Origin of the sequence: Pseudomonas sp. 30_B, assembly GCF_017491605.1 — a bacterium.
Taxonomy (GTDB): Bacteria; Pseudomonadota; Gammaproteobacteria; order Pseudomonadales; family Pseudomonadaceae; genus Pseudomonas.
This window is the reverse complement of record NZ_JAFGYY010000013.1, coordinates 67,572-83,341: the sequence shown is the minus strand read 5'-3', so window position 1 is coordinate 83,341 and position 15,770 is coordinate 67,572. Positions and strand designations below refer to the sequence as shown.

General features: G+C 51.5%; 14 protein-coding genes and 1 tRNA gene. All 15 read right to left on the bottom strand.

Going from position 1 to position 15,770, the window contains the following annotated elements:
• Positions 1-53: 53 nt before the first annotated feature.
• Positions 54-929 carry a glycosyltransferase gene (locus tag J5M67_RS15995; RefSeq protein ID WP_207886323.1) on the bottom strand — a complete coding sequence of 292 codons (876 nt, stop codon included), beginning with the start codon at positions 927-929 and terminating at the stop codon, positions 54-56.
• 71 nt (positions 930-1,000) lie between these two features.
• On the bottom strand, positions 1,001-2,077 hold the full coding sequence (locus J5M67_RS15990) for an EpsG family protein (RefSeq protein ID WP_207886322.1): 1,077 nt from the start codon (positions 2,075-2,077) through the stop codon (positions 1,001-1,003).
• A 94-nt stretch (positions 2,078-2,171) separates the two neighbouring features.
• Positions 2,172-3,605, bottom strand: coding sequence for an oligosaccharide flippase family protein (locus J5M67_RS29935; protein ID WP_207886321.1), 1,434 nt, complete (start codon positions 3,603-3,605; stop codon positions 2,172-2,174).
• Positions 3,602-4,732 (bottom strand): dTDP-4-amino-4,6-dideoxygalactose transaminase, encoded by a 1,131-nt coding sequence (rffA, locus tag J5M67_RS15980; protein WP_207886320.1) that lies wholly within the window; start codon positions 4,730-4,732, stop codon positions 3,602-3,604. The genes J5M67_RS29935 and rffA overlap by 4 nt, the downstream gene beginning before the upstream one ends.
• Positions 4,719-5,291: an acyltransferase gene (locus J5M67_RS15975; protein ID WP_207886319.1), complete on the bottom strand. Its 573-nt coding sequence runs from the start codon at positions 5,289-5,291 to the stop codon at positions 4,719-4,721. The genes rffA and J5M67_RS15975 overlap by 14 nt, the downstream gene beginning before the upstream one ends.
• 4 nt (positions 5,292-5,295) lie before the next feature.
• Complete coding sequence (locus J5M67_RS15970) at positions 5,296-6,321, bottom strand: TDP-N-acetylfucosamine:lipid II N-acetylfucosaminyltransferase (protein ID WP_207886318.1); 1,026 nt, start codon at positions 6,319-6,321, stop codon at positions 5,296-5,298.
• Positions 6,318-7,181 carry a glucose-1-phosphate thymidylyltransferase RfbA gene (gene rfbA / locus J5M67_RS15965; RefSeq protein ID WP_207886317.1) on the bottom strand — a complete coding sequence of 288 codons (864 nt, stop codon included), beginning with the start codon at positions 7,179-7,181 and terminating at the stop codon, positions 6,318-6,320. Before rfbA ends, J5M67_RS15970 begins: the two co-directional genes overlap by 4 nt.
• Before the next feature lie 13 nt (positions 7,182-7,194).
• On the bottom strand, positions 7,195-8,253 hold the full coding sequence (rfbB, locus tag J5M67_RS15960; protein WP_207886316.1) for a dTDP-glucose 4,6-dehydratase: 1,059 nt from the start codon (positions 8,251-8,253) through the stop codon (positions 7,195-7,197).
• 4 nt (positions 8,254-8,257) lie between these two features.
• Complete coding sequence (locus J5M67_RS15955; protein WP_207886315.1) at positions 8,258-9,370, bottom strand: DegT/DnrJ/EryC1/StrS aminotransferase family protein; 1,113 nt, start codon at positions 9,368-9,370, stop codon at positions 8,258-8,260.
• Complete coding sequence (wbpD, locus tag J5M67_RS15950; protein ID WP_207886314.1) at positions 9,371-9,955, bottom strand: UDP-2-acetamido-3-amino-2,3-dideoxy-D-glucuronate N-acetyltransferase; 585 nt, start codon at positions 9,953-9,955, stop codon at positions 9,371-9,373.
• Positions 9,956-9,962: 7 nt separating this feature from the next.
• Positions 9,963-10,913: a UDP-N-acetyl-2-amino-2-deoxy-D-glucuronate oxidase gene (gene wbpB, locus J5M67_RS15945; RefSeq protein WP_207886313.1), complete on the bottom strand. Its 951-nt coding sequence runs from the start codon at positions 10,911-10,913 to the stop codon at positions 9,963-9,965.
• A 72-nt stretch (positions 10,914-10,985) separates the two neighbouring features.
• Positions 10,986-12,290, bottom strand: a complete 1,305-nt coding sequence (gene wbpA / locus J5M67_RS15940; protein WP_207886312.1) for a UDP-N-acetyl-D-glucosamine 6-dehydrogenase — start codon at positions 12,288-12,290, stop codon at positions 10,986-10,988.
• Positions 12,291-12,385: 95 nt separating this feature from the next.
• A complete protein-coding gene (locus J5M67_RS15935) occupies positions 12,386-13,453 on the bottom strand; it encodes an LPS O-antigen chain length determinant protein WzzB (protein WP_207886311.1) in 1,068 nt (355 codons plus the stop codon).
• Between the two features lie 625 nt (positions 13,454-14,078).
• Positions 14,079-14,154 (bottom strand) — tRNA-Thr (locus tag J5M67_RS15930).
• A 74-nt stretch (positions 14,155-14,228) separates the two neighbouring features.
• Positions 14,229-15,761 (bottom strand): DHA2 family efflux MFS transporter permease subunit, encoded by a 1,533-nt coding sequence (locus J5M67_RS15925; protein ID WP_207886310.1) that lies wholly within the window; start codon positions 15,759-15,761, stop codon positions 14,229-14,231.
• Positions 15,762-15,770: the final 9 nt, after the last annotated feature.

Here is a 15,770-nt window from a genome sequence, read left to right as displayed (position 1 = left end):
ATGATGAAGCTTTCAGGGTTGAAGTACTGGGACAGGATAAGAATTCGCACAAATTATCTGCCAGAAAAGAACTTATAAAAACGTTCTCGAACTGAATAGAGTGTCGACGTAGAGTTGAAGAGAGATTTTATCCGAGCGTTAAGCGAAAGTCCGCTTAAAGACATCAGCAATAGAGGCTTTCCTAAATATCTTAATAGCTGAAGCGAAAATTCGAGCAGAATCTGTCTCTGCTGTTCAGCCGACAATCGGTCTCGATACTTTTCGTAAAAATAAAAAATGGCTCTTTGTCGCAGCCACATCTGCTCGTTGACCTGTGTAAATGAAACTCCGCGCCTGTAACTATTATTCTCATGGATTCGATACAGGAGGCCGACAAGAGGTATGTGATCTACTTTTACGCCTAAATATCGAACTTGCAGCATGAGCCAGCTATCTTCATTTGCTAAGTTAGAGGGTATGGGGAATGCTTGTTCAGCAAATTTTCGATTAAAAGCTATACATCCGCCAGACTCCAAGCCTAGCCCAATGTTCTTCGGTAGCACCATTCCATCGTACTTTTCGTGCTCGGAAAAAGACCTTAACTTACAGAAGGTCACTGCGGGGATGTCAGTCTCGCGGGTGCGTAGCGGAGCTATCCGCTTTTCAAGCACTTCAGGAACAAGAAGGTCATCGCCCGCAAACAGGACGAAGCAGGAGCCTTGGGCATGCGCATACGCCAAGCTGTAGGCTGCTGCCTTGCCTATTCCAGGCGTCCGCACAAGCTTAACAAATGGCAATTTTAGACTTTCTACCAGATCAGGTGTGGAGTCAGTGGAGCCGTCGTCCACTACTACCACCTCAAGATCTGTGGATGATGCTGGCTCAATAGAGCGAAGAGCTGACTCGATATAGCGCACCTCATTTTTTACCGACATTAAAATACTGAGCATCACCTAGTCGCCGTTAGTTGTTAATAATTGAATATTTCTAGAGGTAAATTGCTAAAAAGAGGAGTTGAAATTTAGAGTTTATCAATGCTCTCGTCCTGCCAATAAAACTCATACGGTATATATGTTGACTCCAAGGCGTTATCAAGTGGTTCACCAGAGGCGATTCTTTGCTCCAGAATCGTTCTTTCTTCTGAAATTCCATATATCAAAACGCTAAAGGTTAAAGCGACAGGAGCCCAGAAGAATATATAGCCCCATGAATATCTTGATTTGGAAAGAACTTCCAGGATAAGGAATAGGTATATCAGCAGGGCGATAACTATAAATCTGTAGGCGATAGGGTAAAAGCTATAAGCAACCGCAGAGAGAATAAGGAGTATGGCGCTGCCAAAGAATAGATAGCTAACTCTTGGTAGTAAAAGGATAGAGGCCAAAACATTGATGGTAATCAAAGTTCCATACCAGGAAAGGCCTGATGAGTCGCCTCGTAAATAATCCAGATAAAACAAGAATTTCAGAGAAAAATCATATAGCTCTTGATAGAAGACAGCAAGGGCTGCAAAAAGAGAAAGAAGAAGTATCAAGATCCACTTTGTTCCCAGGCGAGAAAAAAGCAGGGGGTAAAATAATAGAACGGAAACATGAAATCCAGGCGCTAGAATCGCCGCGAGAATGCTTGTGGAGCGAGACTTGCTGCACAGGGAATACAAGAGCAGCATGGAAGCAATAGCAGCTCTCGTAATATTGAAGTGGAAATTTAAGTAAAAAACTAAAACATAAGCCACCAAGAATAGGCATCTGTCAGCGCTGTTTTCACAAATTTTCCAAAGCAAAAAAATCTGAATCAATGATATTGTGAAGATATAAAGAAAGCCGCTATTGAAGATGTGGCTGTGTGCCCACGCAAGAATGACAAATAATGGTTCCATTCTTCCGAGTAAGTAAAAAAAATAGTCGTTGTCGGATAAGTTGTTATAGGCAGTGAGGTAGGAGTACGTGTCGGACCCCACCAGACCTCGGAGTCCTGCGAACAAAAGCAGGATAATAAAAACTATGCCCACCAAAATAGAGGATTGATAACTAGGTAACCTTCGGGCAACAAGCAAAAGCCCAGTAACCAATAGGAAAAACAAAATATATACGGACATATTCTATCTCGCGAAAGTCAGGTACTGGAGCTTAAACAAGGTGCTAATAACTCCCGTCATTCGCAAAAGCAAAAACTAGAGTCTAAATATCCAGTCATTTGCTGCGTTCCATGGACTTTTTATTGAAAAAATTCTTGATCGAAATCTTTTGCCTGCCAGTTCCTGAGAAAACGCTTAGCAAAGGCACGCATAGAATTGCCAGCCATAAAAATATAAAAGTAAAGCTATGCTCTTTTCCTGAAAGGACAAAGAGAACTGATGCCGCCAAACAAATTAGAGTCATACCATACAATTTTACTCTTGGCCTGCGGCGCCACACCCTATTTGCGAGTTCCGTACGAACAAAAAAGAAAACCCAAAAAGCCAAGGCTGTCGCTATAGCAGCTCCCGCTGCGCCAAAGGTCGGGATAAGCAGGTAGTTCCCAAAAAAATTGACTGCGACTGCGATAATCGAAGCCATCATGGCATAGGTGCTTTTTCGAGCAATGCCCAAACCGACACCTGTTGCTTCCGAAAGAGTATAGAGAAGCGGATAAGCCATGCAAGCGACTAGGATATATTGGACGTTAGCGTAGGTGGACGGCAATAAATAGACAACGAGCCAGGAGCAGAGACCAGCCAAAGAAAACAGAGCCACTACTGCAATCAAGACGTACTCTGTAACTTGGTCGATCTTATCCGTATTAATGCCCTCTGCAGCCCATTTGTAGACAGTTGGTACCCAAACTGTTGAGAAGATGCTCTGCAGAATGACCGCTGCCGCGGCGAAACTGGATGCTACTGAGTAAATTCCCAGTTCCTCAAAGGTAGAGAGGTTGCGCAAAAAAATCCTATCCATTGCCGTCAACCCCCAGAAGGCAACTCCTCCCATAATTAGAGGTGCGCCAAAGCGCAGCATGGCTTTTAGTTGCTCTATATCTATTCTTTGCTTTCGTGCTGAAAGCCACTCCCGGCGGGTATTCCAGCCATAAATCAGGGTGACAGCCAAGATCGATAATGTCTGGGCCATTATTAGATGGATAAGATCAAAGCCAAATGAAAAGAGCGCATAAATGCCGACCGCAGAAAGAAAGATTAACTTAGGTAAAACTTGGCTCATTGAAAACGCCAATCCTCTCTCTTGCATGCGCAGGACCAAGGACAAGAAACGCGAAACAAAGCCAGATAAAAAACACAAAGCAACCAGAGCGCTAATCAGGACGCTATCCACAGAAAATAGAGTCTCTGAAATAAAGCCAGGCACAATGAGGAAAAGTGCTAGGGTCATAGTAATTAATAACAGCCCCGGAAGTACGGCTGTCTTTAGTAGCGCAGGCCTATGTACCGACTCGTGGTAGTCGCGTACGTACGCCTGATCCAGCCCTAGACTGAACAGGAGGATGCAGAAACTAGAAGTAACCTGGAGCATAGATATTCGGCCGATATCCTCAGCCGAATAAAACCAAGTAATGATGGGTAGTGTAACAAAACCTAAAACCGCTCCTCCGATGGGGCCAACGGCGAAGGCGGCTATTTTCTTTGCGTTCACGCGAAAAACTCTAGGGTCGAGTCGATAACCCGTTTTCTTTCACGCTCTAGCATGCCATACCAAATAGGCAAACGAATCAGGCGTTCGCTGTCGTTAGTTGTATAGCGATCTTTTCCATGAAACCGACTGAATTTCGGGCCGGCGACGGCTGAATGAAGTGGGACGTAGTGGAAAACAGCATATACATCGGAGGTTTTAAAATGTTCGAGAAGGCGAGTCCGCTCATCAAGGTCTCTTACTTTAAGATAGAACATGTGTGCATTGTGAATACAGTCGTCTGGTATTGTCGGTAGAGTGATTCTTCCACTGGATGCTAAAGGTAGTAGCGCTTCGTAATACCCTAGCCAAGTCTGTAGGCGGTTTTTATTTATGTCGTCAGACTTCTCAAGCTGACCCCACAGAAAGGCTGCCTGAATATCACAGGGAAGATAGCTGCTGCCTATATCAACCCAGCTGTATTTGTCCACCATTCCACGGAAAAACTGACTACGATTAGTACCCTTTTCTCGGATAATTTCGGCGCGATTTGTAAAGCGCTCATCGTTGATGATCAGTAAGCCGCCTTCGCCGCCGCTGGTGTAGTTCTTTGTTTCATGGAAGCTAAAGGCTCCCATGTGGCCGATACTGCCTAGGGGGCGGCCTTTGTATGTAGCCATCATGCCTTGAGCGGCATCTTCTATCACAAAAAGCTGGTGACGGGCCGCTATATCCATGATGGGGTCCATCTCGCAGGCTACACCAGCATAATGGACCGGAACGATTGCTTTGGTTTTGGGTGTAATCGCCGCTTCGATCAGGTTCTCATCGATGTTCATCGTATCTGGTCGGATATCGACGAAAACGATCTTCGCCCCACGCAGGGCGAAAGCATTAGCTGTACTGACAAAGGTGTAACTCGGCATGATGATTTCATCACCAGCTTGTACATCGATCAGTAATGCTGCCATTTCTAAGGCATGCGTACATGAGGGTGTAAGTAACGCTTTTTTGCACCCAAGAGTCTCTTCGAACCATGCTTGGCAGCGCTTGCTGAATTCGCCATCCCCAGAAATTTTAGGGCTACGCATCGCACTGATGACATATTGATCTTCGTTGCCAGTATAAGGCGGTTTATTAAATGGAATCATTGGATATCTCTTCTAGAAACTTTTTTTCCAGCACAAGCAAGTCTTGTTTTCTTTCCTTTACCCGAGAGACTGGACTACCTATATAGATGCCCCACGGCAAAGTGCTTTTGTTGACTAATGACATAGCTCCAACAGAGCACCCTTCGGCCACATGAACGCCAGGGAAAATTACAGAGCCTGCGCCAATAATTACGTGCTTCCCGAGCCTGACTTCTTCAAAAATTTCCTTCTTGAATTCTCGAGGAATTAAAGAATTTGTCAGAGTTTCACCGCTGTAATCATCCGACTGGGAGAAAATCTTTACACCGTATGCCAGTGTGCAGAAGTCAGAAAAGAATATGCCCGGAGTTCCGCCGGCTACTAAGCACATTGGCGTGATGTGGCAGAATGCACCAATCTTAATTCTTCCGGATATGACACAAAAGTCATCAATCCTAGAGTTGTCTCCAATCTCAATTTGATCGGCATTATAGATGCTTGCCCTGTCGCTTATTTTGACATTTGTGCCAAGGCTTCGAAAACCCATTTGCTGTAGTTGCTCATCTGAGTAGTAAGCCATTGAATTACCCCTCAAATATTTTGTTTAGCTGATCAACTAGGTTATTTTCAGAAAAATTATTTCTAATGACCAAGCGATTGAGATTGAAAATGGCCTCATCCATCGGGTTCAAATCAAGGCTTGAAAGCTCATAAACCTTCACTCCCATATTTTTGAACATCGACCACGGAGTGATGTCACTTCTCATGTAAACTTTCTTTCCCATCCCTAGCAGGGTGATGGTATTGCCCATTGCTTGCTGGCGTCTGTGGTTGAATATAGCAATGTCGACTTTCTCGAGGAATTCAAGATACTGATCGAGTGGCATTAGCTTGGTAAGCGGTTTGAATTTTTCCCCAAATATTTCCTTGCCCACTCTTATTACGGATTGGGCATGCTCTTTATCCCCGTAGGAGAGAGGGGCATAGATTTCAATATTTTCATTACGAAAGCTAGAAAGTGCCTCGAGTATCTCGATGTGGTTATTGCTCGGGTCGGCTGAATTTCCGATTTGAATATTAATTTCGTTATGTGGTCCGGCTTTAATGTCGTGCTCTCGATATATATTGCTTGTGTACATAATGCACTCATGGTATTTGCCTGTGGCGCCATACCAGTTGCGTGCGAGCTCAACATCTCCTTCGACATATGTAATCAAGTTCCCCATTTTTTTTATAACAGGGCGCTTGAAGAACAGCCTTAGCCACCATTTCCAGTTTCGATAACTGGAGGCATAGTCATATAGGTCTCCCCCCCAGATCATCCAGTAGCATTTTTTTAATAGCCATGGCTGAAGGAAAAGTAGGACTATTACATAAAAATCCCAAAGTCCATGAATTATTATTTTATCTGCACGATATGCCGCTCGAGTGAACTGCAAAATCCAGGAAAAACCAACTGTGCTTTTGTTTTTTATATTCAGGTCTTTTGGCCACTCATTGGCCGAGGTGTGGCTCAATATGGAATGTTGTGCCGGGTTGAGTTTGCTCTCTATTAGTTTAAAGAACGGCTTTGTGAATGTTTGAGGCTCGGCAATGTGAAGGATTTTCATTTTATTAAAGAGAGAAGGTATTGGCCGTAGCCATTCTTGCTCAAGGCTTGCCCAATGTTCTTCAAATCTTCGACACTTAGCCATCCGTTATAAAAGGCGATCTCTTCGAGACAAGCCACTTTATAACCTTGGCGTTTCTCAATGGTCTCGACAAAGTGGGCAGCTTCCAACAGGCTTTCATGAGTGCCGGTATCGAGCCAGGTGAAACCGCGTCCTAGTACCTGGACGTTGAGGTCGCCACGCTCCAGATAAGCCTGGTTGATACTGGTAATTTCCAACTCACCACGATCGGAGGGTTTTACCCTCTTGGCGATCTCGACGACGTCATTGTCATAGAAATACAGACCGGTCACTGCATAGTGGGATTTTGGCTTGAGTGGCTTTTCCTCAATGGAAATGGCACGCTTATCGGCATCGAACTCGACCACGCCAAAGCGCTCGGGATCCATGACGTAGTAACCGAATACGGTGGCGCCATCAGTGCGGTTGGCTGCATCTCGCAATAAAGGGCCAAAACCCTGACCATAGAAAATATTGTCGCCCAGTGCCAGGCAGACTGAATCGCTGCCAATGAATTCCTCTCCGATGATGAATGCTTGCGCCAACCCATCAGGGCTAGGCTGTACAGCATAGCTAAGTCGAATACCAAACTCGCTACCATCACCAAGTAGGCGTTGAAAACCACCGATATCGTCCGGGGTACTGATCAGTAGGATGTCGCGGATACCGGCCAGCATTAGAACTGACAGCGGGTAATACACCATAGGTTTGTCATAGATTGGCAGCAGCTGCTTGGACACCCCCCTGGTAATGGGGTAGAGCCTCGTGCCAGAGCCTCCAGCGAGGATAATTCCTTTCATCTATCTCCAATCCTTATATCGGGGAGCCGAGGCGTTCGCGTTGATAACTGCCGTCTTGCACGCGGCGACACCATTCTAGATTTCTCAGATACCACTCGACAGTCTTGCGGATGCCGGACTCGAAGGTCTCCTCTGGCTCCCAGCCTAGTTCGCGTTGAATCTTGCTGGCGTCAATGGCGTAACGTAGATCGTGCCCAGGGCGATCCTGAACGTGCGTGATCAGTAATGCATGCGGGCGGTGTGGCGAGTCAGGACACAGTTCATCGAGTAGCTCACAGAGAGTGCGCACGACTTCGATGTTCTGTTTCTCGTTGTGGCCACCAATATTATATGTCTCTCCCACCTTCCCCTCGGTAAGCACTCTGTACAAGGCGCGGGCGTGGTCTTCCACATAGAGCCAGTCGCGCACCTGACTGCCTGAGCCATAAACCGGTAGTGGCTTGCCTTCCAGGGCATTGAGGATAATCAACGGGATGAGTTTTTCGGGGAAGTGATAGGGCCCGTAGTTGTTCGAGCAGTTGGTAACCAGCGTCGGTAGGCCGTAAGTGCGACGCCAAGCACGGACCAAGTGGTCGGAACTGGCCTTGCTTGCTGAATAGGGTGAGCTAGGGGCGTACGGAGTTGTTTCGGTGAACAACTCTTCAGGAGCTTCCAGATCGCCATATACCTCGTCAGTAGATATGTGGTGGAATCGAAAGGCTGCTTTGCGTAAATCATCTAACCCAAGCCAGTACTGACGAGCTGCTTCCAACAATATGTAAGTGCCAACGATATTGGCTTGTATGAATGCCGCGGGACCGTCGATGGAGCGATCCACATGGGATTCAGCCGCTAAATGCATGATCGCGTCTGGCTGATGTTCGCGGAACACTCGCGCCACTTCGGCATGGTCACAGATATCCACTTTTTCGAAGGCGTAACGCTCGCTGCCGACGACTTCGGACAATGACTCGAGATTACCGGCATAGGTCAACTTGTCGAGGTTGACCACACTGTTGTCGGTGTTGCGGATAACGTGACGGATGACTGCCGAGCCAATGAAGCCGGCACCCCCGGTTACGATAATTTTCATTCTACTAAACCAGGCTCTGCACGATTCTCTGGATTACCTCAGCATCCATATACGGATGCATAGGCAGGCTCATCACTTGTTCTGCGACCTCATCACCTACCGGTAAAATAGCCGCTTTGTCCGCTACCGCTGGCTGTTTATTCAATGGAATAGGGTAATGCACGGCAGTGGGGACGCCGGCCTTGCTCAGTTTTTCCTGAACCGCCCCACGATCATGAACGCGAACGGTATATTGGGCATAGGCACTGATGTTGTGGGGCTCGATGTAGGGAAGGGCAATGATGTCAGAGGCGACGTTCGCAACGGAGGCATCGCTCCTAATGGCCTTCAGTTGCTCACTGTAGCGGGCGGCAACCTGCCCGCGTAGAATGACTTCTTCTTCGAGGATATCCAGCTTAGGCAGCAAAATAGCAGCCTGCAGGGTATCGAGACGGCTGTTCACACCCACTCGGACATGTTGATAGCGACGCTCTTGCCCGTGCCGGGCTATTTGGCGCAGCACTTTTGCCAACTCTTCATCGTTGGTGAATATCGCCCCGCCGTCGCCGTAGCAACCCAAGGGTTTGCTAGGGAAGAAGCTGGTGCAGGCTATAGTGCTGAGGTTGCAGGAGCGCAGGCCCTTGTAGGTGGCTCCAAAGCTCTGTGCCGCGTCCTCAATCACTGGAATGCCGTATTTGGTTGCAATCGAGTTGATAGCATCGAAGTCCGCACACTGGCCATACAGCGACACAGGGACAATCGCTTTGGTTCGTGGTGTGATTGCCGCCTCCAGAAGGCGTGGGTCCAGATTATATGTACGGGGGTCGATATCTACATAGACCGGTTTTGCGCCCAATAGGGCTACAGTTTCGGCTGTGGCTATATAGGTGAACCCAGGTGTAATGACTTCATCGCCGGGCCCTATCCCTAACGCCATCTGTGCAATCTGCAGAGCGTCGGTGCCGTTTGCACAGGTAATGCAGTACTTGGCTCCAGTGAAGGCGGCAAGCTTTTCCTCGAGTTCAGCCACTTCCGGGCCGAGGATATATTGCCCATGTGCCAGAACCCGTTGAATACCGGCATCAATCTTATCCTTGATACGGGCTTGCTGAGCTTTCAGGTCGATGAATTCAATCATTTACTGCGCATCCACTTTATTCAGTCCCTCGTCGCTCAATACATAGCATGAGCCCGTGTGCGGACAGACCGTTTGTCCTTCACCTTGAACCGGCAACTCCAGCTGCTCGCCAAACTCGCTCATCCAGCCCACTTGGCGTGCCGGTACGCCGACCATCAGGGCGTATGCAGGTACATCCTTGTTGATCACCGCACCTGCCCCAACAAATGCGAACTCGCCAATGGTCACGCCACAAACGATGGTGCAATTAGCACCAAGGGTGGCGCCACGCTTCACTACAGTGTCTCGGTATTGGCTCTTGCGCTCGATCAGAGAGCGCGGATTGTAGACGTTGGTGAAAACCATGCTTGGGCCGCAGAACACACCTTCTTCGAGGGTGACGTTGTCGTAGACGGAAACGTTGTTCTGCACTTTGCAGTGATCGCCAATCACTACCTTGTTTCCAACAAATACGTTCTGGCCAAGGGAAACGCCCTTGCCAATGCGTGCGCCGCTACAAACGTGAACGAAATGCCAGACTCGCGAACCATCGCCGATCTGCGCGCCGTCATCGATGATGGCGGTAGGATGCACCTGATAGCTCATGGGGACCTCAGCGATTCAGGTTCTTGAGGAATGGATGGCCTTCATCGTTCTGCACGCCAGCGATTGCGGAGGAGCGAATGGTATTGACGGTCTCCACGCAATGACGCGCATCTTCGATGCCATAGCCTTGTCCTGCGAGGATTTCCTGGTAGCTGGTGGTATGCAGATCCGTGAAGCCTTCCGAGAACTCCATTTCCTCGCCATTGACAGTGATGGAGCGGTAAGTAGGCTTCTTTCCTTTTACCGAGTCAGGCAGATCATTGGTATCGATAGACAGGAACCAGCGGACCCGGGCCTTTTCGTATTCGAGATAGCCAGCGGCCTTGTTCTCGGCGGTGAAGTGCACCACGTTGCGCTGCAACTTGCCGAAGATGAAGTGCAACATATCGTAGAAGTGCACGCCGATATTGGTTGCCACGCCGAAGGACTTGCGCGGGTCCCCTTTCCAGCTCTCCATGTACCACTTGCCACGACTGGTGATGTAAGTCAGCTCCACATCGTACTTGTGGCTGGCGTTGTCGCGGGCCACCTTGTCCTTCAGGTCGAGAATCGCCTGGTGGTGGCGCAGTTGCAGAATGTTGTAGACGCGCTTGCCAGTTTCTTGCTCGATCAACGCCAGTTCATCCAGGATTTCAGGCGTTGGAACCAGAGGTTTTTCGCAAATTACATCACAGCCCAGGCGCAGGCCTGCGGCGATATGGGCATGGTGCAGATAGTTGGGTGTACAGATCGAAACGTAATCAAGCGCAGTTGCCGGATTGCGTTTGATGCGGTGGGCATGCTCAAGAAAACGCTCAAACTCGGTAAAAAATTCACTTTGCGGCGAAATGCTGTCGATGATGCCGACCGAGTCGTTAATGTCGTAGGCAGAAACCAGCACATTGCCGGTATCCTTGATGGCGCGCATATGGCGAGGGGCAATGTAGCCGGCGGCACCGATCAGGGCGAAGTTTTTCATGGGTATTCCTTTTGAGTCGAGCGCCCTGCAAGGCTGTCGGACCTTGCAGGGCAGGAGTTGCTTGACGACAAATCAGGCCTTGATGATGTGCTCGGCCGGGGCCCGGTATTTGCCACGGCTGTCGACGACCAGTCGGGCATGCTGCTTGATCAGTTCATAGTCGAACTTGTCGTGATCGGTGGCCAGTATCACGGCGTCAAAGCTGGCTAGGTTTTCGGCAGTCAATGCTTCGCTGCTCAGCTCGAAATGGTGTTCGCGCATTTTCGGGAAGACGGGGACGTGCGGGTCGCTGTAGGCAACAATACCGCCTTTCTCCTCGATCAACTCCATGATTTCCACGGAGGGCGATTCCCGCATGTCATCTACGTTCTTCTTGTAGGCGATGCCTAGTACTAGAACTCTGCTCCCCTTCAGCGCCTTGCCACTGTCATTGAGCCCATCCATCAACTTGCTAAGGACATACTCCGGCATTGCCCGATTGACCTCGCCAGAAAGCTCAATGAAGCGAGTATGCAGGCCATATTCACGAGCCTTCCAGGTCAGATAGAACGGATCGATGGGAATGCAATGGCCACCCAGTCCGGGACCGGGATAGTAGGCAGTGAAGCCGAACGGTTTGGTTGCGGCAGCATCGACTACTTCGAAGATATCTATGCCCATACGATCGGCAACAATCTTCATTTCATTAACCAAGCCAATGTTGACCGCACGATGGATATTTTCCAGCAGTTTGGTCATTTCCGCGGCTTTGGTTGAGGTGACGGGTACTACCTGATCGATTGCTTGCTCGTACAGGGCAATACCAACTTCCAGACACGCAGAGGTGTGGCCGCCAATTACCTTTGGAATTGTGCGGGTCTCAAAATTCGGGTTGCCCGGATCTTCTCGCTCAGGCGAATATACAAGGAAGATATTTTCCCCAACCACCAAGCCACCTTCTTGTACTCGCGGCAAGAGTTCCTCTTCCGTAGTGCCTGGGTAGGTGGTGCTTTCCAGCGAGACGACCTGGCCTGCACGCAAGTATGGCTTGAGTGCATTGGTCGTATTGATCACAAAACTCATGTCCGGCTCACGGTATTTGTTCAGTGGAGTCGGAACGCAGAGAATCAATGCATCGCATTCGGCGGCGCGACGGAAGTCGCTAGTGGCGGTAAAGCCACTCGATCGGGCGGCAATAATCTTCTCGGCGGGGATGTGCTCGATATAGCTCTCGCCAGCATTGAGCATGGTTACTTTGCTTTCATCAATGTCGATGCCGAGCACATTGAAGCCAATTGCGTTGTAACGCAGCATCAGCGGCAAACCAACGTACCCCATGCCGACTATGCCAATAATGGAGTCCTTGGACTTGAGGCGCTCAATTGTTGCTTTGTACATGTGTTAAAGTCCATTTAATATAATGGTGGAAAATTGCTTGTCGGAGAGATCCGAAAACGATGCGATCAGCTTGAAGGGGCGTATGATTTTCATCGTTATAAACCTGGTTTCGCAGTTCGCCTAAGTAATACCGTGCGAATAAGCGCAACAAAGACGCCAAACATTCCGCCCAAGACGAGGCCCAGCGCCACAATAAGCGCCTTTTTGGGTTTGATCGGGGTTTGCGGTACTTCCGCACTGCTGTCTAGGGTGTACACCGAAACGTTGTCCGGATTCACGTCCACGCCGCGGAGGAACACCATCTGATTTTCCAGTCCGCGTAGTTCGGGAATGAATGGGTCATCATTCTTGCGCTGCTCCAGCACTGCCAACTCGGCACCTATGGCCTTGGCGCCGCGCATGTACATCAGGTTGCCATCCATGAACTGGGCCAGATCGCCGTCGGATGAGGTCTTGCCTGCCGTGACCTGGGGAGCTCCGATGCCAACGGCCTCGGCAACTTGTTGGGCCTCGCGTAAACGAACAATGCGGTCTTCTCGTCGTTTCTGTGCACTGGCGCGTAGCACTTCGATCTGCCGCTCAATGGATTGCGCCTTGGTGCCAATCTCGGTCAACAGGTTGGCCTTCATATCGGCTTCAGTCTTCTCCTCCACCATGCTCACATAGCGGTTGGCCCAGTCAGCGGCGATTTGCGGATCTTCATGCTGCACGGTGATGGTGAAGTAGTCGGGGCTGTTCTTGGCGTCCGGCGCCTTTACCGTGAGCAGGTCGTTGAATCGGAGCCATAGCCGATCTTGAGCCTCATTTGCTACGGCCTCCTTCAGGCTGGGTAGATAGGCTTTCTGGAACAGTTCTCGCTTGACGCCGTCGGAGAGCAGATTGAGCTTGAATACCCGATAAACGTCTCCGACTTTGTACTCATCCAAGTTGGCTTCGCGTCGCCCCAGGTTGTAGCCAGCGATATCGCTCAGTCGCGGAGGCAGCACCCCGGCCCTGGCCTCAAAGGTCGGCTTGCTGAGAAAAGCAAAGGCGGCAGCGCAAGCCACTGCAATGGCGGTGACGGCGGCAATAAGCCACTTCTGCGCCCAGAGCCCTTGGAATAACTCGATCAGATCGATCTCATCGCGCTGACTGCTTGGGTTGGCCGGGGAATCTAGGTTCAACTTTGGCTCCGCTTCTTATAGGCATGGGATCTGGCCACGGGCGGAAACCTTTGGGGTTGTGGCCGACCGGGCTGGAACACGGGTTAACGAGGGGGCACTCTGCGGTGCCGCTGCGTCCCGCAACAAATGGGGACTCTCAAGGTATTTCAACCTCCACGACGCGACTTTCCGGGATGTGCCGGTGTCGCTGTGCTTCTGCCAGCGCCTGCTTGGCCGCCGGACCTCCATGTACGATTCGTCGCTCTGGCACCCAAGGGCGCTTGCCGGCAACGAAGCAAATAAATCCATTCTGATCCGCATGAGCGGACTGCATATGATATGAACTTGCGCACAATTGTCATAGCACTGCCTGTCCATTTCCACACACCGGCTCTGGCGGCCGACAAACAAACGTCGCGCCTGGCATGGTCCGGTATGATCTAGAGGTGTCTGACGATGGGGGCGGCAGTTCACGTCACCGCCGGCGATCATGAGGCTTGGCTGATCGGTTTGACCTCGATTGGGTCAAAAAATGCGACGGGACGATGGCGGTGCCCGTTGAAGCGCCTCAAGTGACAGCAAACTGCGAGTGTCAAGCAGAAACACAAAGGCCCGCTGTGAGGCGGGCCTTTGTGTTTGGGTCTGATGGTGCCGGCACCAGGAATCGAACCCGGGACCTACTGATTACAAGTCAGTTGCTCTACCAGCTGAGCTATACCGGCAAGGAGGGCCGCCATTATAGCGGCGCCGACTGGGGTGTAAACCACTGATTTTGCAGTGTGATGCAGTGCACTGATCAGTGCCCGCCCGCCGTAGCCGCACCGGGTTTGGCGCCGAAGGGCGGCTTGGCCAGGCAGATGACCACCAGCATGGCGAGGAACAGCCAGCCCAGCAGGGTGAAGTAGTCGATGGTCGACATCATGTAGGCCTGGCTCTCCACCATGCGCTCCAGCAGCGAAGCGCTGTGTTGGCCGGGGCCGCCCAGCTGATCGACGGTCGCCCGGGTCGCTGGGTCGTAGGCGCTGAGGTTCTCGGTCAGGTAGGCGTGGTGCATGGTCGCCCGGCGGTTCCACAGCCAGGTGGTCAGGGATGCGGCGAAGCTGCCGGCCAGGGTCCGCAGGAAGGTGGCCAGGCCCGAGCCGTCGGCGATCTGGTCCGGCGGCAGGTCCGAGAGCAGGATGCTGAGGATCGGCATGAAGAAGAACGCCACGCCGAAGCCCATGAACATCTGCACCAGGGCGACGCGGGTGTAATCGACCTCGGTGGTGAAGCCGGCCCGCATGAAGCAGGTTGCGGCCATCGTCAGGAACGCGAGGCTGGCGACCACGCGCAGGTCGAAGCTTTGCGCGTAGCGTCCGACGATCGGCGAGAGGAAGATCGGCAGGATGCCGATGGGGGCGGCTGCCAGGCCCGCCCAGGTGGCGGTGTAGCCCATCTGTGTCTGCAGCCATAGCGGCAGCAGCAGGCCCATGCCGAAGAATCCTGCGTAGCCGCCGACCAGGGCCAGGGTTCCGACGGTGAAGTTGCGGTGCACGAACAGTCGCAGATTGACGATCGGGTGGCGGTCGGTCAGTTCCCAGATGACGAATACGGCCAGGGCGATCACCGCGACCACCGTGCCGCCGATGATGAAGTCGGACTCGAACCAGTCCAGGTCATTGCCCTTGTCGAGCACGATCTGCAGGGCGCCGACGCCCAGCACCAGCATCGCCAGGCCCATGTAGTCCATCGGCGCGTGCTTGATCACCACCGGCCGTTCGCGCAGTTGCTGGTAGACCACCATGGCGGCGAACAGGCCGATGGGCACGTTGATGAAGAAGATCCACGGCCAGCTGTAGCTGTCGGTGATCCAGCCGCCGAGGATCGGCCCGGCGATGGGGGCGACTACCGTCACCATGGCCAGCAGCGCCAGCGCCATTCCTCGCTTGGCGGGGGGATAGATGGAGATCAGCAGGGTCTGGGTGATCGGGTACAGCGGTCCGGCGACGAAGCCCTGCAGTGCCCGGAAGCCCACCAGCATGCCCATCTGCTGCGCCACGCCGCAGAGGAAGGAGGCGATCACGAACAGCAGGGTGGCGGCGATGAACAGCCTTACCTCGCCGACTTTCCGACTGAGCCAGCCGGTCAGCGGCAAGGCGATGGCGTTGCTCACCGCGAAGGAGGTGATCACCCAGGTGCCCTGCTCGGAGCTCACCCCGAGGTTGCCGGAGATGGTCGGCAGCGCCACGTTGGCGATGGTGGTGTCCAGCACCTGCATGAAAGTCGCCAGCGACAGGCCGATGGTGGCCATCACCAGGCTGGGCGGGGAGAAACTGCTGTTCTGGCTCATGGCGTCGGT